Source organism: Aquipseudomonas alcaligenes, assembly GCF_003205495.1.
Taxonomy (GTDB): Bacteria; Pseudomonadota; Gammaproteobacteria; order Pseudomonadales; family Pseudomonadaceae; genus Aquipseudomonas; species Aquipseudomonas alcaligenes_B.
In genome coordinates, this window is the sequence record NZ_QJRX01000004.1 from 91,090 (window position 1) to 112,194 (window position 21,105).

The 21,105-nt window shown below is 68.1% G+C and carries 20 protein-coding genes and 2 tRNA genes; 3 read left to right on the top strand and 19 right to left on the bottom strand.

Going from position 1 to position 21,105, the window contains the following annotated elements:
• Nucleotides 1-289: 289 nt before the first annotated feature.
• Genes pepN through DMO17_RS08390 form a run of 6 tightly spaced genes read right to left on the bottom strand, consistent with a single transcriptional unit; the run spans nt 290 to nt 6,826 of the window.
• A complete protein-coding gene (pepN, locus tag DMO17_RS08365) occupies nt 290-2,947 on the bottom strand; it encodes an aminopeptidase N (protein WP_110682039.1) in 2,658 nt (885 codons plus the stop codon).
• A gap of 13 nt (nt 2,948-2,960) precedes the next feature.
• The gene (locus tag DMO17_RS08370) at nt 2,961-3,791 is read right to left on the bottom strand and encodes a DUF2797 domain-containing protein (RefSeq protein WP_110682040.1); all 831 of its coding nucleotides are present in this window, start codon (nt 3,789-3,791) and stop codon (nt 2,961-2,963) included.
• A gap of 11 nt (nt 3,792-3,802) precedes the next feature.
• A complete protein-coding gene (locus tag DMO17_RS08375; RefSeq protein WP_110682041.1) occupies nt 3,803-4,066 on the bottom strand; it encodes a YeaC family protein in 264 nt (87 codons plus the stop codon).
• Between the two features lie 39 nt (nt 4,067-4,105).
• On the bottom strand, nt 4,106-4,966 hold the full coding sequence (locus DMO17_RS08380; protein WP_110682042.1) for a rhomboid family intramembrane serine protease: 861 nt from the start codon (nt 4,964-4,966) through the stop codon (nt 4,106-4,108).
• Nucleotides 4,963-5,934, bottom strand: coding sequence for a metallophosphoesterase (locus DMO17_RS08385; protein ID WP_110682357.1), 972 nt, complete (start codon nt 5,932-5,934; stop codon nt 4,963-4,965). Before DMO17_RS08385 ends, DMO17_RS08380 begins: the two co-directional genes overlap by 4 nt.
• Before the next feature lie 4 nt (nt 5,935-5,938).
• A complete protein-coding gene (locus DMO17_RS08390) occupies nt 5,939-6,826 on the bottom strand; it encodes an NAD(+) kinase (protein WP_110682043.1) in 888 nt (295 codons plus the stop codon).
• Nucleotides 6,827-6,910: 84 nt separating this feature from the next.
• Here DMO17_RS08390 and DMO17_RS08395 point away from each other — a divergent pair, with 84 nt between their 5' ends.
• Entirely contained in the window at nt 6,911-7,861 is a 951-nt protein-coding gene (locus DMO17_RS08395) for a DUF1853 family protein (protein ID WP_110682044.1), read from the top strand.
• Here DMO17_RS08395 and DMO17_RS08400 read toward each other — a convergent pair.
• The 5 genes from DMO17_RS08400 to DMO17_RS08420 form a co-directional block, all read right to left on the bottom strand.
• The gene (locus DMO17_RS08400) at nt 7,858-8,967 is read right to left on the bottom strand and encodes a cyclic nucleotide-binding domain-containing protein (RefSeq protein ID WP_110682045.1); all 1,110 of its coding nucleotides are present in this window, start codon (nt 8,965-8,967) and stop codon (nt 7,858-7,860) included. The genes DMO17_RS08395 and DMO17_RS08400 overlap by 4 nt on opposite strands.
• Nucleotides 8,968-9,005: 38 nt before the next feature.
• Nucleotides 9,006-9,950 carry a 1-aminocyclopropane-1-carboxylate deaminase/D-cysteine desulfhydrase gene (locus DMO17_RS08405; RefSeq protein WP_110682046.1) on the bottom strand — a complete coding sequence of 315 codons (945 nt, stop codon included), beginning with the start codon at nt 9,948-9,950 and terminating at the stop codon, nt 9,006-9,008.
• Nucleotides 9,950-11,314, bottom strand: coding sequence for a chromosome partitioning protein ParA (locus tag DMO17_RS08410; RefSeq protein WP_110682047.1), 1,365 nt, complete (start codon nt 11,312-11,314; stop codon nt 9,950-9,952). Before DMO17_RS08410 ends, DMO17_RS08405 begins: the two co-directional genes overlap by 1 nt.
• Before the next feature lie 208 nt (nt 11,315-11,522).
• Entirely contained in the window at nt 11,523-11,954 is a 432-nt protein-coding gene (locus tag DMO17_RS08415; protein WP_110682048.1) for a nuclear transport factor 2 family protein, read from the bottom strand.
• 64 nt (nt 11,955-12,018) lie between these two features.
• The gene (locus DMO17_RS08420; protein ID WP_375538012.1) at nt 12,019-14,052 is read right to left on the bottom strand and encodes an oxidoreductase; all 2,034 of its coding nucleotides are present in this window, start codon (nt 14,050-14,052) and stop codon (nt 12,019-12,021) included.
• 202 nt (nt 14,053-14,254) lie between these two features.
• Here DMO17_RS08420 and DMO17_RS08425 point away from each other — a divergent pair, with 202 nt between their 5' ends.
• Nucleotides 14,255-15,319, top strand: a complete 1,065-nt coding sequence (locus DMO17_RS08425; RefSeq protein ID WP_110682049.1) for a carbon-nitrogen hydrolase family protein — start codon at nt 14,255-14,257, stop codon at nt 15,317-15,319.
• A gap of 1 nt (nt 15,320) precedes the next feature.
• Nucleotides 15,321-16,361 (top strand): AraC family transcriptional regulator, encoded by a 1,041-nt coding sequence (locus tag DMO17_RS08430; RefSeq protein WP_110682050.1) that lies wholly within the window; start codon nt 15,321-15,323, stop codon nt 16,359-16,361.
• Nucleotides 16,362-16,604: 243 nt separating this feature from the next.
• On the opposite strand, the gene DMO17_RS08435 is transcribed toward DMO17_RS08430, so the two are convergent.
• From DMO17_RS08435 to gspH, 8 genes are all read right to left on the bottom strand, one after another.
• Nucleotides 16,605-16,681, bottom strand: a tRNA-Asp gene (locus DMO17_RS08435).
• 19 nt (nt 16,682-16,700) lie between these two features.
• A tRNA-Val gene (locus tag DMO17_RS08440) sits at nt 16,701-16,776 on the bottom strand.
• Between the two features lie 133 nt (nt 16,777-16,909).
• On the bottom strand, nt 16,910-17,422 hold the full coding sequence (locus DMO17_RS08445; protein ID WP_110682051.1) for a type II secretion system protein M: 513 nt from the start codon (nt 17,420-17,422) through the stop codon (nt 16,910-16,912).
• A complete protein-coding gene (gspL, locus tag DMO17_RS08450; protein ID WP_110682052.1) occupies nt 17,419-18,564 on the bottom strand; it encodes a type II secretion system protein GspL in 1,146 nt (381 codons plus the stop codon). The genes DMO17_RS08445 and gspL overlap by 4 nt, the downstream gene beginning before the upstream one ends.
• The gene (gspK, locus tag DMO17_RS08455; RefSeq protein WP_110682053.1) at nt 18,561-19,514 is read right to left on the bottom strand and encodes a type II secretion system minor pseudopilin GspK; all 954 of its coding nucleotides are present in this window, start codon (nt 19,512-19,514) and stop codon (nt 18,561-18,563) included. The genes gspL and gspK overlap by 4 nt, the downstream gene beginning before the upstream one ends.
• Complete coding sequence (gspJ, locus tag DMO17_RS08460; protein ID WP_110682054.1) at nt 19,511-20,194, bottom strand: type II secretion system minor pseudopilin GspJ; 684 nt, start codon at nt 20,192-20,194, stop codon at nt 19,511-19,513. Before gspJ ends, gspK begins: the two co-directional genes overlap by 4 nt.
• Entirely contained in the window at nt 20,191-20,580 is a 390-nt protein-coding gene (gene gspI, locus DMO17_RS08465; RefSeq protein ID WP_110682055.1) for a type II secretion system minor pseudopilin GspI, read from the bottom strand. Before gspI ends, gspJ begins: the two co-directional genes overlap by 4 nt.
• Nucleotides 20,577-21,101 carry a type II secretion system minor pseudopilin GspH gene (gspH, locus tag DMO17_RS08470; RefSeq protein WP_110682056.1) on the bottom strand — a complete coding sequence of 175 codons (525 nt, stop codon included), beginning with the start codon at nt 21,099-21,101 and terminating at the stop codon, nt 20,577-20,579. Before gspH ends, gspI begins: the two co-directional genes overlap by 4 nt.
• Nucleotides 21,102-21,105: the final 4 nt, after the last annotated feature.

The window sequence follows — 21,105 nt, forward strand, 5'->3', positions numbered from 1 at the left end:
CCGGACTCGCGACCGGGCGGGACTATTCAAGATCGATACCAGGAAAGCGCTTTTGGTCCTGTTTTTACTGCGACTCAGGCGGCAGTACATATATTGATCTGCACCGCGCAAGGATGTCGCAATTTGTCTGCCGAGTGGCGCGCTTCAGCCTTGTGAAAATAGCCCACAAAAGAAGCGCAAAGCCTCTGCCACGGGGCTTTGGCCGCCAGCGAAAAACTGATCAGGCAGAAAGGAAACAGGGAGTAACAGCAGGCGTTACCGAGCGCTTGCTTGGTAACGCCTGCCGGGTTCAGGCCAGACTCTTGCTGACCACCTCGAACACGTCGCTAGACAGCTCGCCGCTGGCCAGGATGCGCTCCAGCTCGCCGCGCATCAGCGCCTGGCGCGAAGCGCCGTACTTGCGCCAGCGGGTCAGCGGGCCGAGCTGGCGCGAAGCGATCTGCGGGTTGGTGGCGTTGAGGCTGATCACCTGGTCGGCCAGGAAGCGATAGCCACTGCCGTCGGCCGCATGGAAGTTGACCAGGTTCTGCCCGGCGAAAGCACCGATCAGTGCGCGCACCTTGTTCGGGTTCTTCATCGTGAAGGCCGGGTGCTGCATCAGCGCCTGCACGCGGGCCAGACCGCCCGGCAGGGTGCAGGCGGCCTGCACGCTGAACCACTGATCCATGACCAGCGCATTGTCCTTGAAGTGCTCGGCGAAGGCCTTGAGCGCCTCGGCCTTCTCCGTCTCGAAGGGCGAGTTGACCAGCACGGCCAGCGCGGCCAGGCGCTCGGTCATGTTATCGCACACCTCGTACTGCTCCAGGGTGGCGGCGAGCACCTCCGGCTTGCCGGTGAGCATCAGGTAGGACAGCGCGATGTTCTGCAGGCTGCGGCGGGCGAAGTGGGCCGACTCGGCCACATAGGGCGTGTTGCGCGAGGCCTCGCGGTTGGCCTGGTAGCGTGCCCACAGCGGCTCGAACAGCGCCTCGGCCAGCTGCTGGCGGGCGAACTCGCGGGCGGCGTGGATGGCCTCGACGTCGGCTACATCACTGATCTCGGTCAGGTAGCCCTCGCCCGGCAGCGACAGCATCTCGGCGACCATGGCCTGATCCAGGCTGTCGTTCTCCAGCACGCTGCGCAGGGCGGTGACCAGGCGTTGATCGAGCACCAGCGGCTCGCCGCGCTGATGCTGGCCGATCAGCTCCTGCAGCACCTGCACGGCCAGCTGCTGGCCGGCCTCCCAGCGATTAAACCCATCACTATCGTGCTGCATGAGGAACATCAGCTGGTCGCGGCTGTAGGGGAAGCTCAGCTTGACCGGCGCGCTGAAGCCGCGCAGCAGCGAGGGCAGCGGCTTCTCGGCGATGTTGACGAAGGTGAAGGCCTGCTCGGCCTGGGTCACCTGCAGCACGCGGGAGCGACCGACCGGCTTGTCCTCGCCGACCAGCTGCAGCGGCAGTTCGCGGCCCTGGGCATCCAGCAGCGCCAGCTCGACAGGGATGACGAAGGGCAGCTTCTCGGCCTGACCCGGGGTGGCCGGGCAGCTCTGGCGCAGCTGCAGGCGGTAGGTGTTGGCCGCCGCGTCGTAGCTCTCGCTGACGTCCAGGCGCGGCGTGCCGGCCTGGCTGTACCAGCGCTTGAACTGGGTCAGGTCGATGCCACTGGCGTCCTCCATGGCCTTGACGAAGTCATCGCAGGTCACGGCCTGGCCGTCGTGGCGGGCGAAGTACAGGTCCGAGCCTTTGCGGAACAGCTCGGCGCCGAGCAGGGTGTGGATCATGCGCAGCACTTCCGAGCCCTTCTCGTAGACGGTCAGGGTGTAGAAGTTGGAGATCTCGATGAAGCTGTCCGGGCGCACCGGGTGGGCCATCGGGCCGGCATCCTCGGCGAACTGGTGGGTGCGCAGGTAGGCCACGTCCTCGATGCGCTTGACCGTGCGCGAGTTCATATCGGCCGAGAACTCGGCGTCACGAAACACGGTGAAGCCTTCCTTGAGCGACAGCTGGAACCAGTCGCGGCAGGTCACGCGGTTGCCCGACCAGTTGTGGAAGTACTCGTGGGCCACCACCGCCTCGACGCGCTGGTGGGCGGCGTCGGTGGCGGTCTCGGCCTTGGCCAGCACGCAGCTGGAGTTGAAGATGTTGAGGCCCTTGTTCTCCATGGCGCCCATGTTGAAATCGTTGACCGCAACGATCATGAAGATGTCCAGGTCGTACTCGCGCCCGTACACCTCCTCGTCCCACTTCATCGACTTCTTCAGGCTGTCCATGGCGTGCTGCACCTTGTCGATGTTTTCCGGCTCGACGTAGATGCGCAGGGTGACTTCGCGCTCGCTCATGGTGGTGAAGCGGTCTTCCACGCACCAGAGGTCGCCGGCGACCAGGGCGAACAGGTAGGCCGGTTTCTTGAACGGGTCCTCCCAGGTCGCCCAATGGCGGCCGCCCTCCTCGCTGCCGCTGGCAATCGGGTTGCCGTTGGACAGCAGCACCGGATAGCGATGCTGCTCGGCGCTGAGTGTGGTGGTGAAGGTGCTCATCACGTCCGGGCGGTCGAGGTAGTAGGTGATCTTGCGGAAGCCCTCGGCCTCGCACTGGGTGCAGAACATGCCGCTGGACTTGTACAGGCCTTCCAGCGCGGTGTTGCTTTCCGGGTGGATGCGCACGCTGCTGTCGATGACGAACCGTTCCTGCGTCGGCTGCAGGGTCAGGTGACTGTCGGTCAGCTGGTAGTCGGCAGCACCGAGCACGCGGTCGTCCAGCTTCAGCTCCAGCAGCTCCAGCTGCTGGCCGTCCAGCACCAGCGGCGGCAAGCCGGCGCCGGCCTCGGGGTTGCGGCGCATCACCAGCTGGGCGTGCACCAGGGTGTGGTCCTCGAACAGCTCGAAGGTCAGGTGAGTCTCGTCGATCAGGTAGTCGGGAACCTGGTAGTCCTTGAGGTAGATCATCTTCGGCTGTTCGGTACGCATGGCTTGTGGCCTCTTATTCGGTGAGTACGGCGACCTGGTAGGCCGTGTATTTGCGCAGGTTGATCACGCCGGTGTCGAGGATCAGGTACTGGCCCTTGATGCCCCGGAGGATACCCTCCACCACTGGCGTCTTCTCGAGGTCGTGGCTGGCCACCTTGGTCGGGTAGGCCTCCACCGGGTAACGGATTTCCAGCACCTCGGCATCACCGACCGGCTGGATCGCCTGCAGGCCGAAGCGCTGCTGCAACGCAGCAATGCCCTCGGCGCAGCTTTCCAGCAGCTGGTCGCGGATGGCCGGCAAATCGAGCGGCACGGCATCGCCCTTGAGCAGCGCGCGCCAGTTGGTCTTGTCCGCCACCTGGGTACGCAGCAGGTCTTCGACGAAGCCGGACTGCTGGCGGGTGGCGACACGGAAGATCGGCAGTGCCTGGCTGGCGCCCTGGTCCAGCCAGCGGGTGGGAATCTGGCTGGCGCGAGTGATGCCGACCTTGATTCCCGAGGAGTTGGCCAGGTACACCACATGATCGGTCATGCAGAACTGCTCGCCCCACTCCGGCTCGCGGCAGGTGCCGGCGTCGTAGTGGCAGCGCTCCGGGCTCATGATGCAGCTGTCGCATTGCGCCAGCTTGGTGAAGCAGGGGTAGCAGTAGCCCTGGGCGAAGCTCTTCTTGGTCTTGCGCCCGCAGTGGCTGCAGTGGATGGCGCCGAGGAACTCCAGGCGCACACGCTTGCCCAGCAGCGGATTGACCGGCACTTCGGTCTCGTCCAGGCGAAAGGCGTACTGCGCCGTCTCACCCAGGCGCACGGCCATCTTGCTCAGGCTACCGCGGCCCAGCTCGTTCATAGCCTGGGTCATCAGTGCAGGGTGTCGTTGGACTTGAACAGGATGTTGGGAATCGGCTCGGCATGCGACTGGCACTCCTGCGGGCCCATGTAGCCGGTGCGCTCTTCCTCGGGCAGGTTCTGGATTTCCCAGGCGATCATGGCCTGCAGCGACAGCTCCTTCTGCTCCTGAGTGAGCTTGCGGCCGTCCGGCCACTTGCCGATTTCCACCGCCAGCTTGAGGCTCTGGTAGATCTCGGGGGTGATGTTCTCGATCATTTCGGCAAAGGACGACATCGCGGGCTCCGACACGGAAAGCTAAACAGGGCGCCAAGTTTACCGGCGCAGGCGCGCCAGCGCACCGCCGACGAGACCCGCGGCGCAGCCGGCAAGCAGGCCGCCGACATGGGCGGCGTTGGCGATGGAGCCGAAGCCGAGGGTATCGATCACCCCGGTCAGGCACACCAGCAGCCAGATCAGCATCATCGCCAGTACGCCGCGCGGCAATACATAGGCCGGGGTCGGCGCCAGCAGCTGGAAGATCCAGCAGTAGCCGAGCAGGCCGTAGAGCACGCCGGACAGGCCGCCGAACAGCGAGGGGCCGCCGAACCAGAACTGGGCGAAATTGGACAACAGGCCGAACAGCAGGGTCAGCCCGAGCAGGGTGAGGCCGCCCTGGCGAAACTCGATGCGGCGGCCCAGCTCCCAGTACCACAGCGCATTCATGGCCAGGTGCAGGATGCCGAAATGGATCAGCATGGGCGACACCAGCCGCCACCACTGCCCCGCCTCCAGGCTGGCAGTCCAGGGCTGGAAGTAGAGGTACTGGCCTTCGATGCGAAAGTCCTGAAAGGTCAGCCAGCGCAGGGTGGTGAAATTGTCGCCGAGCAGGGTCACGCCGGCCACAACCAGGGTCAGCAGCAGGACCAGGGTGGTCATCCAGCTGGCGCGTAACTGCGCGGCCAGGCCCGGACGGGACGGCTGCGCCGGCGTCGGCACCTCTTCCTCGGCGGCCCCCTGCGGATAGCGCAGGTACAGCGCACGGACCTGCTCGGCCAAGGCCTCGGCCGGCACCCAGAGCACCTGGGCACCGCGCTCCTCGCTGACCCGGTGCGGCACCTGCAGGCGCCGCAGCAAGGCGACGAAGCCGCTGAGGTCCTCCTGCAACGGGCGGCGCAGCGCTTCCACCGGGCTCATTGCGGCGCCTCCGGACGCTCCACCTCGACCCAGACGAACTTGTCCGGCTCGATCTGCGTTTCGTCGTCCAGGCGATAGGCCACCAGCTTGCCGTACATCACCGCGCTGTAGTCCAGGCAGGCCAGGTTGGGGCGGATCGGCGCCGGGCGGCCACGGCGCCAGTAATGGCCGACGAACAGCATGGGCTCGTCGGCACCATACTGCAGCAGGCGGCTCTTCTCGCTCGGCCCCAGCGGCAGGCTGGCCACGCTCTCGGGCAGGGCGTCGGGCTGGAACACCACGTCACCGTAGGTCTGCGGGTCGTCCTCCCAGAATTTGGTGCGGAAGTAGCTGCGGGTGAAGCCCTCCTCGCTGGTCAGGGTCAGGCCCTGCGGCAGGCGCAGGTCGGTGCCGCGCAGCAGGCGCTCGAATACCCGGTTGGCGAAGCTGCCGGGCACCGCCGAGGCGGTGACGAAGTCGCGGTCGACCCGCCCATCGGCGAAGCGCTGGCGCAGCTGGCCGATCAGCTCGCCATCCCAGCAGGCGTGCACCAGGCGGAAACGCCCGGCGTCGACGAACAGCGGCAGCTGCTGGAACCAGTCGAGGAAGTCGTGCCAGTCCGCCGGATGCTCCTCGAACTGGCGAAAGGTCTGCTGCAGCAGGCGCTCGTGGCGTGGCGTGTGCTCGCGCACATGGCGCCGCTCGCTGTTGGGCGGCGCCTCGGTGTACCAGCCGAGGGCGTTGTACTCGTGGTTGCCCATGATGCACAGGGCCTGGCCGGCCTCGACCATGTCGTGCACCAGGTGCAGGGCCTCGCGGATGCGCGGGCCGCGGTCGATGATGTCGCCGAGGAACAGCGCCATGCGCTGCGGATGGCGCCATACCCCGGCGTGGCGGCTGTAGCCCATCTGCTCGAGCAGACGCTCCAGGCTGCGCCCGCAGCCATGCACGTCGCCGATCAGGTCATAGCCACGCCCGCTGTCCAGCAGCATGTCAGTCGTGGCTCCACTGGCGGCCGCCCCAGCCGAGCTTGGTGCGGCAGGCCTCGTAGTAGTTATGGTCGAGCGGATGGATCAGGCGCAGCTTCTGCGGCTTCTTGGCCACCGTGATGGTGTCGCCGGGCGCACAGGTGAAGTGGTTCTGGCCGTCGCAGGACACCAGCGGGTAGATCGGCAGGTCGTCGGCCACCACGATCTTCAGCTCGCTGTTGCCGTCGACCACTATGGGCCGGCTGGACAGGGTGTGCGGGTACATCGGCACTATGACCATGGCATCCAGCTTGGGGTGCATGATCGGCCCGCCGGCGGACAGCGAGTAGGCGGTGGAGCCGGTGGGCGTGGCGATGATCAGGCCGTCGGCCTTCTGGCTGCAGACGAAGTGGCCATCGATGAACAGCTCGAACTCGATCATCTTGGTCGACTTGCCCGGGTGCAGCACCACGTCGTTGAGTGCATCGCCCTGGCCGATGGCCTCACCATGGCGGCGCACCTCGGCCTCCAGCAGGAAGCGGCTTTCCTCGAGGAAGCGCCCCTCCAGCACTTCGGCGACCTTGACCTCCAGCTCGTCCGGCTTGATGTCGGTGAGAAAGCCCAGGCTGCCACGGTTGATGCCCAGCACCGGGATCTTGTGGCGGGCCAGGGCACGGGCGGCGCCGAGCATGCTGCCGTCGCCGCCGACCACTATGACCAGGTCGCAGACCTCGCCGAGGATCTTGCGCGAACAGGTCTGTAGGCCGTGGCCGGGCAGCACTTCGGCAATGGTGTCTTCGAGAATCACGTGCAGGTGGCGCTCGAGCAGGAAGTTCTTCAGGCGGCGGATGGTATCGAGCACCTGGGCGCTGCCCAGGCGGCCGATGATGCCGATATTGCGAAATTGCTCCATGGGGCGCTCTGCAACGGGGAGAATTGCCCGGATTATGGGCGAAAGCCGGAGGCCGCAGCAAACCGCCTGGGCTATGCTCGGCCGATGCGCGCGCTACTCGATGCCCTGCTCGACCAATTGCGCCAGCCCCAGGTCCGCGACCTGGCCTGGACGCTGCTGGCTCCGCCGCTGCTCGATGGCAGCGGGCTACCCCTGCGCCACCCGCTGACCGCCAGCATCTGGCGGCATGAGCCGCAGCGCCTGGCCGACTGGTTGCTGCAGCAGGAACAGGCGCCGGCGGCGCTGCTGGCGTTTCTCGCCGCCGGCTCCAGCCGCCTGGGCCGGCATTACGAACGGCTCTGGCAGTTCGCCCTGCAGGCGGCGCCGGATGTGCAACTGCTGGCAGCCAACCTGCCGGTGCGCCAGGGTGGCCATACCCTGGGCGAACTGGACCTGCTGTTGCGCGACGCCGAGGGCGTGCACCACCTGGAGCTGGCGATCAAGCTGTACCTGGGGCCCGAGCGGGAGGCCGGCGAGGATGCCGAGCACTGGCTGGGCCCCGCCAGCGAGGACCGCCTCGGACTCAAGCTGCGGCATCTGGCGCAGCACCAGCTACCGCTGTCCGCCCACGCGGCAGCGCGCGCAGCCCTGCTCGACATGGGCGCTGCAGCGCCCCAGGCCGCCACCTGGCTGGGCGGCTATCTGTTCTATCCCTGGCCCGAGGGCTGCGTTCCCCCTCGCGGCAGCCACCCGGACCACCTGCGCGGGCATTGGCTGCACCGCCACGCCTGGCCTGGCTGGCGCGAGCAGGCCGGCCCGGGGCGCTGGCAGCCACTGCCCAGGCGCGCCTGGCTGGCGCCGGCACGCGCCGAAGCGGACAGCATCTGGAGCCACGAGCAGCTGGATGAGTGGCTGCAGCAACAGGCCGAGGATGCCCCAGCGCAGCTGCTGGTACGACTGGAGCCAGATACCGGGGACGTCTGGCGGGAAAGCGAGCGGCTTTTCCTGGTCGGCGACCAGTGGCCCCTGCCCTCCGTGCGGGCCAGCGAAGGCTAGTGACTGCGCTCGGTACGCCCGCCGGAACGAGCCAGGTAGCCCGGACCGCTCTCGCACAGCAGGGCGGCGCGATGCACCGCCGGTAGCGCATCCAGGCCATCGCGCAGGGCATAGGCGGAAAAGCCCAGTTGCGACAGCAAGAAGACCGCACTGGCGCTGCGCTTGCCGCTGTCGCAGTAGCACAGGTAGGTCCTGTCCCTGTCCAGCAGACGTACCTTCAGGCGCAGCAGGTGCAACGGCATGTTCAGCGCCTGCTGGGCATGGCCCTGCTCGTATTCGGCCTGCAGACGCACGTCCAGCCACTGGGCGCCGCTCGACAGCAGGCGCGCCGCCTCGCCGAAGGACACCTCGTCGACCACCGGCGCCTTGAGCAAGGCGAAGAAGTCCTGGCGATCCAGGCGCAGCACCACGCCGGGCTCGATCAGGGTGACGGTGGCGTTGCGCGGCTGGTCGGACAGCAGCGCCTCCTCACCGAAGCAGGCGCCCACTTCCAGTTCGGCCAGCACCTGGCGACCGCCGTCGCCTCCCCGGAATACCTCGGCGCGGCCACTCTTGAGGAAGTAACAGCAATCACCGCTCTCGCCTTCGACCAGTACCCGGCTGCCGGCCGGCAGATCGATCGGATGCAGACGATCGAGCATGGCGCGCACATTGGCCGGCGGCACCTTGCTGAACAGCGGATTTTCCAACAAACGTTCCAGCCACTCGACATCCTCGCCGCTGCTACTGAGGTCGAGCAGCAGATCCTGATAAGCCAGGCGCCAGTTGAGCAGGCGCCCGAGCGTGGCGGAATCCAGCGCCAGCACACTGACATCGCTCAGCGCACGCGCCTCGTGCAGGCGCGGCAGGCTCGGCGACAGTGGATGGCAGCTGGCTTCGCTGCCGGCCTGCAGGTGCTGCTCACGGCCCTCGGCATCGCGCAGCAGCAGCTCGCCGGACAGCAGATAGTAGGTAGTCCGAGCCTGATCGCCCTGGCGGAACAGCAACTGGCCGGCCAGCAGCGGCTGCGGCACCAGTTGGGGACGCAGCTCGCGCCACTGCTGCTCGGAAAGCACGTTGAGCGGGGTGAAGCTGCGCAGCTGTTCGGGGTTCAGCGGCTCGGTCATGAAAACCAGTCCTTCATTGTTCTTCTCGGCGGCACGGCTCAGCCCGCGACCAGTGTCCGCAGGCGCAGGGCCATGGCCCTGAGCCCCTGCAGACCACCGGTATGGAGGAATAGCAGGCGCGTACCCGCAGCAAAGTAACCGGCCTCCACCTCGGCGCGCAATGCCAGCAACGCCTTGGCGGTGTAGAGCGGTTCCAGCGGCAACCCCATGGCCTCTTCGCCGGCCAGGGTGAAGCGGGCCAGTTCGGCATCCAGGCGGGCGAAACCGCCGCGGCTGGCGTCCAGCAGACGATAGCCGCCGTCCGCCACCCCCGCCTCGCGGAGCATGGCCGGCAGCTGGCTCTCTACCCCGTGCCCCGGCGGTACCGCCATGGCGACATGCACCGGATGAACGCCCCGCTCGCCGAGCACCAGACCCGCCGCCGTGGTGCCGGTCCCGGCGGCCAGCCACCAGGCGTGGTAGTCGACCCAGCCGATGCTCACCAGCTGCGCCCGCGCCATCTCGACCAGGGCCGCGCAGGAACGCGCCGCCGCCAGGCCGCCGCCCCCCTCGCTGACCGGCCATAGCTGCGGATAGCGCGCGCGCCAGGATTGCCAGAACCCTGGCTCGTGGCGCCTCCGATACTCCCCATAGCCCAGCCAGTGCAGGCGCATGCCGAAAGCCTCGAGGTCACGCACCGTCGGCGTGTCCTGCGGCTCGCCACGCACCAGGCCGACCGTGGCGAAGCCGAAGCGGCAGCCGGCCGCGGCCAAGGCATGCAGATGATTGGAATGGGCGCCGCCAAGGCTGATCAGTCCCTCGGCACCGGCCTCGGCGGCAGCCTCGAGGTGCGGCCTGAGCTTGAACCACTTGTTACCGGACAGCAGGGAATCGAGCAGATCGAGACGCAGCACGGCCAGTTCGACGCCGGCACGCGTCAGCCAGTCGCAGGAAAGCACGTGCAGGGGCGCTGCCGGCGCCCAGTCGGGCAGGCGCAGCGGCACTAGCCGACGGTACGCAGGCGGGCTCCGGCCTTGTGCCGGGCGCAGCAGTTGGACTCGCCGACGATGAAGCGGCTGGGCGTTTCCACCCGGTCGATGGGCATGGCGCAGCGCTCGCCGGAGGGCAGGCTGGCCTCGCAGGTGGGCTGCTGGTAATGGGCCAGCCACTGGCGGTACTGCTCCTCGGAGACGAAGCACTTGGCCGCGGCATAGCTCATGGGGTTGTTCTGGTAGCGGGCGATGTCCTGCAGCGGGATGGTCAGGTGGCCGGCGCCGGGATGGTAGACCACGAACACCACGCCGAGCTTGGCCAGGCGCTCGAGGATCTGCTCGCCGCCCTGGCCGGCCAGCTCGTCGCGCTCGTGCCTGAGGCGCTCCAACTCCTGCTGCAGCTGGGTCTCCTGCTCGGCACGGTAGGCCAGCTCGACGTCGCGAAGCGCCACCTGCTCCCTGAACTCCGCCACGGCAGCGGCAACCCGGGCCTGCAGCTCGGAATCGAATTGCGAACGGAGAATGTCGGCTTCGGTACGACCGTGCTTCTCCAGGTCACGCAACTGCCTGGACAGCTCCTCGCGGGTCTGCTGCATGCTGTCGGCCTGGGCCCCCAGCTGCGCCTTGAGGCTGTTGTTCAACTCTTCCTGTTGACGCAGGGCCTCGTGCAGGTTGTGGATCTCGGTCTGCAGGGCGCGCTGGCGCTCTTCGGCCGCCAGCTTGAGGCGCGCCAGCTCTTCTTCATGCTGCTTACCCAGAGTGCTGATGCGCAGGCGCTGCTGCTTGATCAGCTGGGCGGTCTTCAGGCGGTGCTCCTGCTCCTTCTGCTCGGCCTGCTTGCCGGCCTCCTCGCGGGCGGGGTCGGGCGCCTGCCACTTGTCCTCGGCGGCCACTTGCAGGCGCTCGGCCAGCACCACCGGCGCATCCTCCTCCACCAGCAGGCCGAGGCTGTTGCGCTTGACCGCATCGCGGATCAGTACCAGGTCGTTCTTGCCGGGGGCCAGGCTGGGGTCCCACAGGTGCATCTGGTGCCAGGACACCGGGCACTGGCTGCGGCAGGCCAGGCGGATCGGCCCGGCGCCGAGGTCGGGGCCGCGCCCGGCATTGTCGGCCAGATGGCGCAGCGGCAGGTTCCAGCCCTTGTCGGCCGCGCCACGCTCATCGAAATCCAGGTAGAAGAACACCACGGCGCGCACCAGCAGGCGCGGGTTGATCAGCACGTAGGCCAGGCGCATCTGCTGATCGGCCAGTTCGGGCAGGTTGACCACGTTGTCGAGCAGGGCCTCGAACTCGGGAAACAGCATCTCCTTGCAGACGCCGCGCTCATTGAAGAACAGCACGGCCTCGACCATCTGCGCTTTGTTCTGCATGCTCATGGATTTCCCTCAGGCCATCAGGATCACGTTCGGCTCGCTGCGGGTTTGCCCCGGGCGGGCGCATAACCTGCGAGGCAGGCGCAATCCCTTGTTTCAGGCAAGTCTAGGGGAAAAAGCAACGCGGGCAATGTGATTGGGTTGGCAGCCACCCCGCCGAAACGGCCTGCCGGACCGGCGGCGGGGTGAAACTGTGATGCGGTTGGGTGAATCAGGCCTTGGCCGCCGCCAGATAGGGTGACAGACGCCGCCCCATCTCCTCGCCGAGGGCCTGCAGAGCGCTCATCGGCCGCACCATCACCTCGAACTCGACGATCTTGCCGGCCTCGTCGAAGCGGATCATGTCGATACCCTTGAGTTCGCGCTCGCCGACCTTCGCGGAAAACTCCAGAACCACGCTCAGGCCATCGGCGCTGGCCAGCTCACGGTGGTAGGCGAAGTCCTGGAACACCTGCAGCACGGTATTGAGGATCAGGTTGACCGCCGGCGCGCCCGGATACGGCGTGTGCGCCATGGGCGAGCGGAACACCGCCTGCGGATGCAGCAGTTCGGGCAGCGGGCGCAGGTCCTTGGCGGCGACGAACTGGTGCCAGCGCTGCAGGCTGGCAGCCGCGGCCGGTTGCAATTGAAGATCGGTGGACATCGGCTTCTCCTTGTTGTTGTGAGCCTTAAAGCAGACGCCCCGCACTGGGCGGGGCGTCTGTCGATCAGAGTTCGGCGGCGAGGCGCGAGCCCTGGTTGATCGCACGCTTGGCGTCCAGCTCGGCGGCCACGTCAGCGCCGCCGATCAGGTGCACGTTCTGCCCGACGGCGACCAGGTCGTCGTGCAGCTCGCGCAGCGGGTCCTGCCCGGCGCAGACAATCACGGTGTCCACCGGCAGCAGCTGCGGCTCGCCCTCGGCGATGCGGATGTGCAGGCCGGCGTCGTCCACCTTGAGGTACTCGACCGAGTTGAGCATCTGCACGTTCTTGTTCTTCAGGCCGGTGCGGTGGATCCAGCCGGTGGTCTTGCCCAGGCCGTCGCCGACCTTGGACTTCTTGCGCTGCAGCAGGAACACCTGGCGTGCCGCCGGATGCACTTCGGCCTTGACCCCGGCGATGCCGCCACGGGCTTCCAGTGCGGTATCGATGCCCCACTCCTTCCAGAAGGCCTCGCGGTTCAGGCTGGTAGCCTCGCCCTGGTGGGTGATGAACTCGGAGACGTCGAAGCCGATACCGCCGGCGCCGATCACCGCGACCTTCTGGCCGACCGGCTTGCGCTGCAGGATGGCGTCCAGGTAGCTGATCACCTTGGCGTGCTCGATGCCCGGGATGGCCGGGGTGCGCGGCACGATGCCGGTGGCCAGGATGATCTCGTCGTAGCCGCCCTTGACCAGGTCGTCGGCCGACACACGGGTGTTCAGGCGCAGGTCGACGCCGGTGGTCTCCAGCTTCTTCTTGAAGTAGCGCAGGGTCTCGTAGAACTCTTCCTTGCCCGGCACGCGCTTGGCCACATTGAACTGACCGCCGATCTCGCCGGCCGCGTCGAACAGGGTCACCTGGTGGCCGCGCTCGGCCGCAACGGTGGCGGCGGACAGGCCGGCCGGGCCGGCACCGACCACGGCGATCTTCTTCACCGTGGTGGTCGGGATGTAGTTCAGCTCGGTCTCGTGGCAGGCGCGCGGATTGACCAGGCAGCTGGTCAGCTTGCCGCCGAAGGTGTGGTCCAGGCAGGCCTGGTTACAGCCGATGCAGGTGTTGATCTCGTCGGCGCGGCCGGCGGCCGCCTTGTTGACGAACTCGGGGTCGGCGAGGAACGGACGGGCCATGGACACCATGTCGGCATCGCCCTCGGCCAGCACCTGCTCGGCCACTTCCGGGGTATTGATGCGGTTGGTGGTGCACAGCGGGATGCTCACCTCGCCGCGCAGCTTGGCGGTGACCTTGGTGAAGGCGGCACGCGGCACCTTGGTGGCGATGGTCGGGATGCGCGCCTCGTGCCAGCCGATGCCGGTGTTGATGATGGTGGCGCCGGCCTTCTCGATGGCCTTGGCCAGCATCACGATCTCGTCCCAGGTGCTGCCGCCCTCGACCAGGTCGAGCATGGACAGGCGGTAGATGATGATGAAGTTCGGCCCCACGGCCTCGCGCACGCGGCGGACGATCTCCACTGGCAGGCGCATGCGGTTCTCGTAGCTGCCGCCCCAGCGGTCGGTACGGTGGTTGGTGTGGGCGACCAGGAACTGGTTGATGAAGTAGCCTTCCGAACCCATGATCTCGACACCGTCGTACTCGGCCTGCTGGGCCAGCAGCGAGCAGGTGACGAAGTCCTGGATCTGCTTCTCGATGCCCGCCTCGTCCAGCTCCTGGGGCTTGAACGGGTTGATCGGCGCCTGGATGGCGCTCGGCGCCACCGATTTGGGGCTGTAGGCGTAGCGGCCGGCATGGAGGATCTGCATGCAGATCTTGCCGTCCGCCTCATGCACCGCACGGGTGACGATCTTGTGCTTCTCGGCTTCTTCCGGGGTGGTCAGTTTGGCTGCGCCGGAATAGACACCGCCCTCCTCGTTCGGGCCGATGCCGCCGGTGACCATCAGGCCGACGCCACCGCGGGCGCGCTCGGCGAAATAGGCCGCCATGCGCTCGAAACCGCCCGGCTTCTCCTCCAGGCCTGTATGCATGGAGCCCATCAGGGTACGGTTCTTCAGGGTGGTGAAACCGAGGTCCAGCGGGGCCAGCAGGTTCGGGTAGGCGTTGCTCATGGTCATCTCCACAGCGTCGGGCTTGTCACGGGGCGCCGCGCACTGCTCCGTGCACGGTCGTTGTGCGGCAGACGATAAAGAGCGACCGCCGACCACTCAATGATCGAAATGCACAACTTATTGATCATAAATGACAGCGCGACTAGGCAAGCGCGGCGCCTTGGCCTAGTCTGGCGACCTCATCGTATGCACAGGCTCCACCATGCTCACCCTGCTCCGCCGCGCCCTCTGGCTGCTCCTGCCACTCGCCCTGCTCGCCTACGTCGCCTGGGCCCAGTGGCGCCCGGACAGCTACATCCTCAGCGACCTGCGTAGCTCGCTGGCCTTCGACCAGGGCCAGGACCGCGGCCGCGGCAACCTGCTGGGCATCCAGCCCGACCTGCAGGGCGCCGATTACCGCAGCCTGCTGCACCTGCACCGCAAACTGTCCGCTCATCTGGATCAGGCCCGCGCGCTGGGCCTGCTCAACCCGAAGACGGTGGTGATACTGCCCGAGCACATCGGCACCTGGCTGGTGGCCGCAGGGGAAAAGCGCGAGGCCTTCGCCGCCCGCGACCTGGCCGAGGCACGCATCTGGCTGGGCCTCAGCCACCCTCTGGAGCTGGCCCGCGCCACCCTGTTCAGCCAGGGCAAGGCACCGCTCAGCGACGCCCTGCTGCGCATGAAGGCCGCGCAGATGGCCGCGGACTACCAGAGCCTGTTCGGCGGTCTGGCCGAGAGCTATGGCGTCACCCTGGTCGCCGGCTCCATCGTGCTGCCCGAGCCCAGTGTGGTGGAGGGCGTGCTGCAGGTCGGCAGCGGCCCGCTGTACAACGTCAGCCTGGTGTTCGGCAGCGACGGCCTGCCACTCGGCCAGCCCCAGCGCAAGGTCCTGCCGCATCGCGACGAAGACGCCTTCACCGCCGCCGCCCCCAGCCAGGCGCTGCAGGTGATCGCCACCCCGGCCGGGCGCCTGGGCATCCTGCTCGGCAGCGACGGCGAGCAGGCGCAGCACTATGCGCACCTCGCCGCGCAACAGGTGGAGCTGCTCGCCGTGCCCGCCTTCCTGCCGGGCAACGCCGCGCCTGTAGGCGCAGCCGAGAGCCGCCTGCAGCAGGCGCTGTCCGCCCACCTGAGAGAAACGCAGGCACGCGCCGGCATGCTGGTCTTCCTGCGCGGCCAGCTGTGGGACCTGGGCAGCCAGGGACGCAGCATGGCGGCCACCCCCGGCACCCAGCACCTGGCCGAGGACGGCCCCGGCGCCCGCCTGCTCAACCTGTGGCTTTGATATGAAGGCCGCGCGCGTCCGCCTGGGCGACCTGTCCGTCGCCTTCGTCCACGGCTTGGTGGCCGCCCTGGCGGACAAGGGGGTGGCCGCCGACGAGCTGCTGCGCCAGTTCCGCCTGGATGCCGCGCGCCTGGCCCTGCCACGCGAGCGCCTGTCGATCCCGCGCTACATGCGTCTGGGCCACAGCGCCATCGCCCTGTGCGGCGACCCGGCGCTGGGCCTGGAGATGGGGCGCCACAGCCGCATCGGCCAGGCCGGCCTGGCGGGCGTCACCGCCGCCCAGGCACCGACCCTGCGCGAGGCGGCGCGCACGCTGATCCGCCTCGAACCGCTGTACGCGCACAACTACCGCGGCCATTCGAGCTTCGTCGAGGATGCCGGCGGCGCCTGGCTGAGCTTCTACTCGATCAGTCCGTACAACGACTTCAACCGCTTCGTGGTGGACTCGGTGCTGTCCAGCTGGCACCACCAGCTCGGCGCCCTGCTGGGCGATAGGCTGGCGGTGGAGCGGGTGGAGATCGAGTTCCCCGCCCCCGCCTATGCCGAACGTTACGAAGCCTGTTTCGGCTGCCCGGTGGAATTCGCGGCCGGCCACAACCGCCTGCGCCTGACCAACAACGCCCTGGACCAGCCCCTGTCACAACACTGCCCGAGCACCTGGCAGCAGCTGCTGGAACTGGCCGAGCGGGAACTGGAACAGCTGACTCGCACCCGCAGCCTGCGCGAGCGCATCATCCACCTGCTGGGACCGATGCTGCACGGGCGCGAGCCGGAGCTGGAGGAAGTGGCGAAAAAACTGCAGCTGCCGAGCTGGACGCTGCGGCGCAAACTGGCGGAAGAAGGCACGCAGTTCCGTACCCTGCTCAACGAAACGCGGCGCGATCTGGCGATGGCCTATATCCGCGACACCGAACTGGCCTTCGGCGAGATCGCCTACCTGCTCGGTTTCGCCTCCGCGGAGGCCTTCCAGCGCGCCTTCAAGCGCTGGAGCGGGCAGACGCCCGGGGAGTTCCGGCGCAGCCAGCGCCTGCAGGCCGGCTAGCCGCGAGCCTCAGAGTTCGGTGGCGTCCTCGGCCGGCTCCAGCGGGTCCTGCTCGATTGCACGGGATTCGAGGAGCTCTTCGACGTAGTCATCCATAGGGTTATCTCCTGTCGTGACGTCATGGTTCAAACAAAGACCATGCCAACAGCCTGAAGATTCCCGATGACAGGGTGGTGACAGCGAGTTTTTTCCGCCACATGCGAAAAGCCCCCAGCTCTTGCGAGCTGAGGGCTTCTCTTAATATGGCGCAGCGGACGGGACTCGAACCCGCGACCCCCGGCGTGACAGGCCGGTATTCTAACCGACTGAACTACCGCTGCGCGTCGGTCTCGCAAAGATTGGTGGCTGATGACGGGATCGAACCGCCGACCCCCTGCGTGTGATGCAGGTGCTCTCCCAGCTGAGCTAATCAGCCGTTAGCCTTGCGAGGCGCGCAATTTACGCAGAGGTCATAGCTAAGTCAACACCCTGCTTGAATTTTTTCTTCGCGGACGGGTTTTCCGGATGCTCCGCGCAAGTGCCGATGCACTCGCCTGGTGCAGCCGGGCTCAACCGGCACGCAGCAGCAGGCGGCTGCTCACCAGCCCCTTGTCGGCACGTTCCAGACCGGCCTCTTCGACGCGCACGCCCTGCTCCTGCAGGCTCACCAGCCACTGCAGCAGACGGGCAAACTCGACCGGCTGCAGGCTCACCTGCAGGCCACCATCACCCTGGTTGTCCAGACGCTCGACATTCAGCCCCTGGCTGGCGGCACTGGCGGTCACCAACCCCTGCAGCGCGGCAGGATCGATGCTGGCCTGCGGTGCGACCTGCCGTGCCCGCACCTGCGGGGCATGCTCCTGCAGGTAGGCGTGCAGCGTACGCTGCTGTTGCAGGAAGCCGCGCACCCGCTCCAGGTTCTGGCTGACCGGCCGCCAAAGCAACAGGTACAGCAGCACCAGCAACAGGAAGGTAGCGAGCAGGCCCAGGGCCAGCCGGTCGCGCGGCGGTAGGCCCTGCCAGCGCAGCATCAAAGGGTTCTGCGCCAGGCGCGCTTGCCATTGCATGAGCAGGCCGTTCATCCGTTACCTCCGATCACCAGGCGCGCACTGACGCCTTTGTCCTCGCGGCTCGCCGAGCCCATGTCCACCGCCAGGCCGGCCTCCTGCAGGCGTGCCCGCAGGCTTTCCAACGCGGCGAAATCGCTGGCACGCAGGTTGAAGGCCAGGTCGCCACGCTGGGCGTTGAAGTCGAGCTGATCCACCTGAACCTGTGCGCCCCCTTCGCCGATGGCCGCGGCGGCCTGATCGAGCAGGGCCAGCAACTGGCTCTGGCCGCTCCCCGCCGCCTCGGCCAGGTGCTGGTCGAACTGCGCACGCAGGTTGATCACCTTGCGATCCTCGGGGAACAGCTCGCGATACAGCGCCTCGTTGGCCACGGCATAGCGTTCGCCCTCGCGCTGCAGCTGCCAGCCCTGGGCCAGATTGAAGCCCCACTGCAGCACCAGCCAGAGACCGAGCAGCCCCGCCAGCGGCCGCCAGCGCTGCCACTGGCCGGAAGGCTCGCGACGGGCGAAAGGCCCCTGGGCCAGGTTGCAGCCGGCCTTCTGCGCGGCCAGCCAGAGCCACGGCTGCTCCAGCGTCTGGCAGGCCTCGACGCCCGGCGGCGCCGCCTGCCCGGGCGGCACATAGGCTTGTCGGGGTGGCGGGCAGAGCGCCGCCAGCTGCGGCCAGTCCTCGCCACGCAGGGCCAGGCGCGCCTCGCCCGCACCACCGAGCAACCAGCGCTCGCCCAGGCAGAGCAGCTGGCTACCCTCCTCCGGCAACAGGTCGGCGTCCACCTCGATCCACTGCGGCGGCCGCTCGCCGCACAGCGCCAGCCATCCGGCCAGCCACTCGCGGCGCAGGGCATGAACACGATGACGACCATCGGCCAGGGCGCTACCGACACACAGGTGAAACTGCTCCACCTCCTCGGCCAGCAGCTCCTCGACGGCAAACGGCAGGGCCTTGGCCAGCCAGCGTGCCTTGGTGGTCGGCAACTGCACGACACAGGTGGTCACCGCCTCCACCGGCAACACCAGGCGCCAGGCCCGCGCGTCGGCCGGCAAGGCCTCGGCGAAGGGCAGCTGACGGCAGCTGTCGCTCTCGACGCACCACACCGGCATGTCGGCGCTCGCCTCGGTGCAGGCCTGGGGCGGCAGAAACAGGGTGAGCAGACTCATTTCTCGGACTCCTCGACGGGCGGGGGCGCCAGGCCCTCCTGCCCCAGATCGCGCGCCATCAGGCGGACGCGCCCATCATTACCACGTTGCAGATAACTGGCCAGCACCTGGCGCCGCTCACCCACCAGCACCTCGGTGGTGACACGGAAATACTGACTGGCGATGCCCAGCCCCTGCGGGCTGACGCCGTAGCTGGCAAGCTGCTGGACGAAGGCGGCGGGCTCGCGATAGCCACTGCGGCCGCGACCCTCGATGGCGGCCTCGAGCGCCGCCTCGGGAATGCCCTCGCCCAGGCAGGCCAGCACCTGGGCGCTGGCGGTGTTGATGTTCAGCTCGACCTGGCTCGGCAGGGCGCTGACGAAGGGGGCCAGGCGGCGGTAGTCGGCCTCGCTCATGCCCAGCAGCAGGCGCAGCTCGGACACCTCGGCAATGCGCCCGGGGCCTGTACGGTAGGGTGGTTTCTGCAGCAGGTACTGGTCATCCTCGGCGCCGGCCATGCCGCTGGCCTCCTGATCGCCGTCGAGCCAGTCCTGCAGGCGCTCGGCATAGGCCGGGGTCAGCTGCAGCAGCTGCAGCAGGCGCCGCAGGCGCAGCAGCGCCAACTCACCGGCCTCACCACCGGCGGCCAGGCTGTTGAGGTTGAAACGTCCGGCCAGGTCCTCGATGCGCAGGCGCAGCTCGCCGCCCTCATCCAGGGGGAAGCGCAGGCCGGGGTTGGCCCAGGGCTCGCCGGGATGATCGACCTGGTCGGCGGCCAGGTCGCGACGCAGCAGGGCCTTGGCCAGCAGCTCGCCGCCTTCGGCGTAGTACTGGGCCTGGCGCACCAGCAGCTGGTTGCCGGTGCTGCGGATGGCCAGCTGCTGGCGCAGCAGCAGGGCCGCGCAGACCACGGTCACCAGCGCCACCACCAGCAGCACGGTGATCAGTGCCACGCCGCGCTGCCGGCTCATGCCTCGGGCTCCGGCTCTTCCGGCAGCAGCTCACCGCCCTGCTCGCCCCCGGGCGGCGTGATCTGTTCCTGCTGCGGCATCTCGGGCAAGCGCCAGAGACGGCGCAGTTCACCGTAATGGCGGTGCTCGACGACCAGCTCGACGGCACGCGGCAGCTGGGTCAGGGCCTCGTCGGCAGCACTGTTGGCCGGCGGCCAGTCCTGCAGCCAGCGCCCCTCCTGGTCGAGAAAGCGCAAGTCGAAGCGGCGCACGCCATCCAGCGCCTGCTGCACCCGCGGCTGGCTGTCCTGGGCCTGGTCCAGCACCGTCCAGTAGGCGCGCTGCCAGCGCTCGCCTTCGAGCTGCCAGCGCACCCGCTGCAGGGTGGCGCGCGGCTGGCCGAGCGGGTTGCGCCAGCCGCTGCGGGTGAACTCCAGCTGGGTATCGCGGCCACTGCTGCCGCGCAGGGCCGGCAGCAGGTCGCTCAGCGGGTCGCGCACCGGGCGCAGGCGCACCTGCAGCAGGTCGCGTTCGAAGGCCGCCATGGCCCGCGTCAGCTCGCGCAGGCGCTGCTCCTGCTGGCGCTGGCCGCGATCGGTCTGCAGCACGCTATCGAGCATGCGGTAGGTGGCCATGGCCAGCAGGGCGAAGATGGCGATGGCGATCAGCACTTCCAGCAGGGTGAAGCCGCGCTGCTTCATGGCTCGACCCCGACGAAGCCACTCAGGGTCACCAGAGCATGGTCTTCGATCTTGCCCTGCAGCCCGCGCTCCGGCCTCAGCGCCACCCGTACGGTAACCCGCAGCATCTCTGGCTCGCTGGTGGCCTGCACCTCGCTCTGCCAGAGCCAGCGCCGCCCAGCGTAGCTCTCCTCGCCCTGCTCGCGGCCCTCGCCCGGCGGCACGTCGGCCAGCTGCAGCTCCTGCAGACGGTTGTCCGCCAGCCAGGTGGCGAAGGTCTTGTCCTCCAGTCGTGCGGCGGTCTTCAGCGAGCGGGCGCTGGCGCTGAGCACGCTGGCGGCGACCACGGCGAAGATCGCCAGGGCCACCAGCACTTCCAGCAGGGTGAAGCCGCGGCTACGCTTCATCGGGACTTTTCCTGCTGCAGCTCGGGCTCGGCGAAGCCGTCGCTGGCCAGCGTCAGTACCGGCGCGCCGCGCTCGCGGCCGGCAGACAGGCGCAGGGTGAAGGGGGTCAGCTCGCCACTGGAGAGCAGCAGCAGCTGTGGCGCCTTGGCCGCGGCTTTGTCCTGGTCACCACGGGCGGCGGGCAGCCCGACACTCTGCTCGTCGACCTCGATCTCCAGCTCGAGCCACTCCGGCAGCTCGTGCACGCGCTCGTCGAGCGGCTCCCAGCGCGCCGTGCGCGGCTCGAAGCGCAGCACCCGGTAGCTCCGGGCGTCGAAGCGTACGCCATACTCGCGGTTGTCTAGCACCGCCTCGTCGAGCAGCACCCGCAGCAGCGACTGCAGGCGCTCGGCCTCGTCCGCCAGCTTGCGCGCGGGGCTGCTGGCGATCCCGCTGCCGAGTACGGCGAGGCCGGTGAGCACGCCGAGCAGCACCAGCACCACCAGCAGCTCGATCAGGGTGAAACCGCGCCCCCGCTGCATCGCG

Bases quoted from the DNA above. Each gene is read 5' to 3' on its own strand.
- gspL (WP_110682052.1), bottom strand. From the start codon at position 18,564: ATGAGTCTGCTCACCCTGTTTCTGCCGCCCCAGGCCTGCACCGAGGCG.
- DMO17_RS08380 (WP_110682042.1), bottom strand. From the start codon at position 4,966: ATGAGCCCGGTGGAAGCGCTGCGCCGCCCGTTGCAGGAGGACCTCAGC.
- DMO17_RS08390 (WP_110682043.1), bottom strand. From the start codon at position 6,826: ATGGAGCAATTTCGCAATATCGGCATCATCGGCCGCCTGGGCAGCGCC.
- DMO17_RS08415 (WP_110682048.1), bottom strand. From the start codon at position 11,954: ATGTCCACCGATCTTCAATTGCAACCGGCCGCGGCTGCCAGCCTGCAG.
- gspK (WP_110682053.1), bottom strand. From the start codon at position 19,514: ATGAGCCGGCAGCGCGGCGTGGCACTGATCACCGTGCTGCTGGTGGTG.
- DMO17_RS08400 (WP_110682045.1), bottom strand. From the start codon at position 8,967: ATGACCGAGCCGCTGAACCCCGAACAGCTGCGCAGCTTCACCCCGCTC.
- pepN (WP_110682039.1), bottom strand. From the start codon at position 2,947: ATGCGTACCGAACAGCCGAAGATGATCTACCTCAAGGACTACCAGGTT.
- DMO17_RS08370 (WP_110682040.1), bottom strand. From the start codon at position 3,791: ATGAACGAGCTGGGCCGCGGTAGCCTGAGCAAGATGGCCGTGCGCCTG.
- DMO17_RS08425 (WP_110682049.1), top strand. From the start codon at position 14,255: ATGCTCACCCTGCTCCGCCGCGCCCTCTGGCTGCTCCTGCCACTCGCC.
- DMO17_RS08445 (WP_110682051.1), bottom strand. From the start codon at position 17,422: ATGAACGGCCTGCTCATGCAATGGCAAGCGCGCCTGGCGCAGAACCCT.
- DMO17_RS08420 (WP_375538012.1), bottom strand. From the start codon at position 14,052: ATGAGCAACGCCTACCCGAACCTGCTGGCCCCGCTGGACCTCGGTTTC.
- gspH (WP_110682056.1), bottom strand. From the start codon at position 21,101: ATGCAGCGGGGGCGCGGTTTCACCCTGATCGAGCTGCTGGTGGTGCTG.
- DMO17_RS08375 (WP_110682041.1), bottom strand. From the start codon at position 4,066: ATGTCGTCCTTTGCCGAAATGATCGAGAACATCACCCCCGAGATCTAC.
- DMO17_RS08430 (WP_110682050.1), top strand. From the start codon at position 15,321: ATGAAGGCCGCGCGCGTCCGCCTGGGCGACCTGTCCGTCGCCTTCGTC.
- gspI (WP_110682055.1), bottom strand. From the start codon at position 20,580: ATGAAGCGTAGCCGCGGCTTCACCCTGCTGGAAGTGCTGGTGGCCCTG.
- gspJ (WP_110682054.1), bottom strand. From the start codon at position 20,194: ATGAAGCAGCGCGGCTTCACCCTGCTGGAAGTGCTGATCGCCATCGCC.
- DMO17_RS08410 (WP_110682047.1), bottom strand. From the start codon at position 11,314: ATGAGCATGCAGAACAAAGCGCAGATGGTCGAGGCCGTGCTGTTCTTC.
- DMO17_RS08395 (WP_110682044.1), top strand. From the start codon at position 6,911: ATGCGCGCGCTACTCGATGCCCTGCTCGACCAATTGCGCCAGCCCCAG.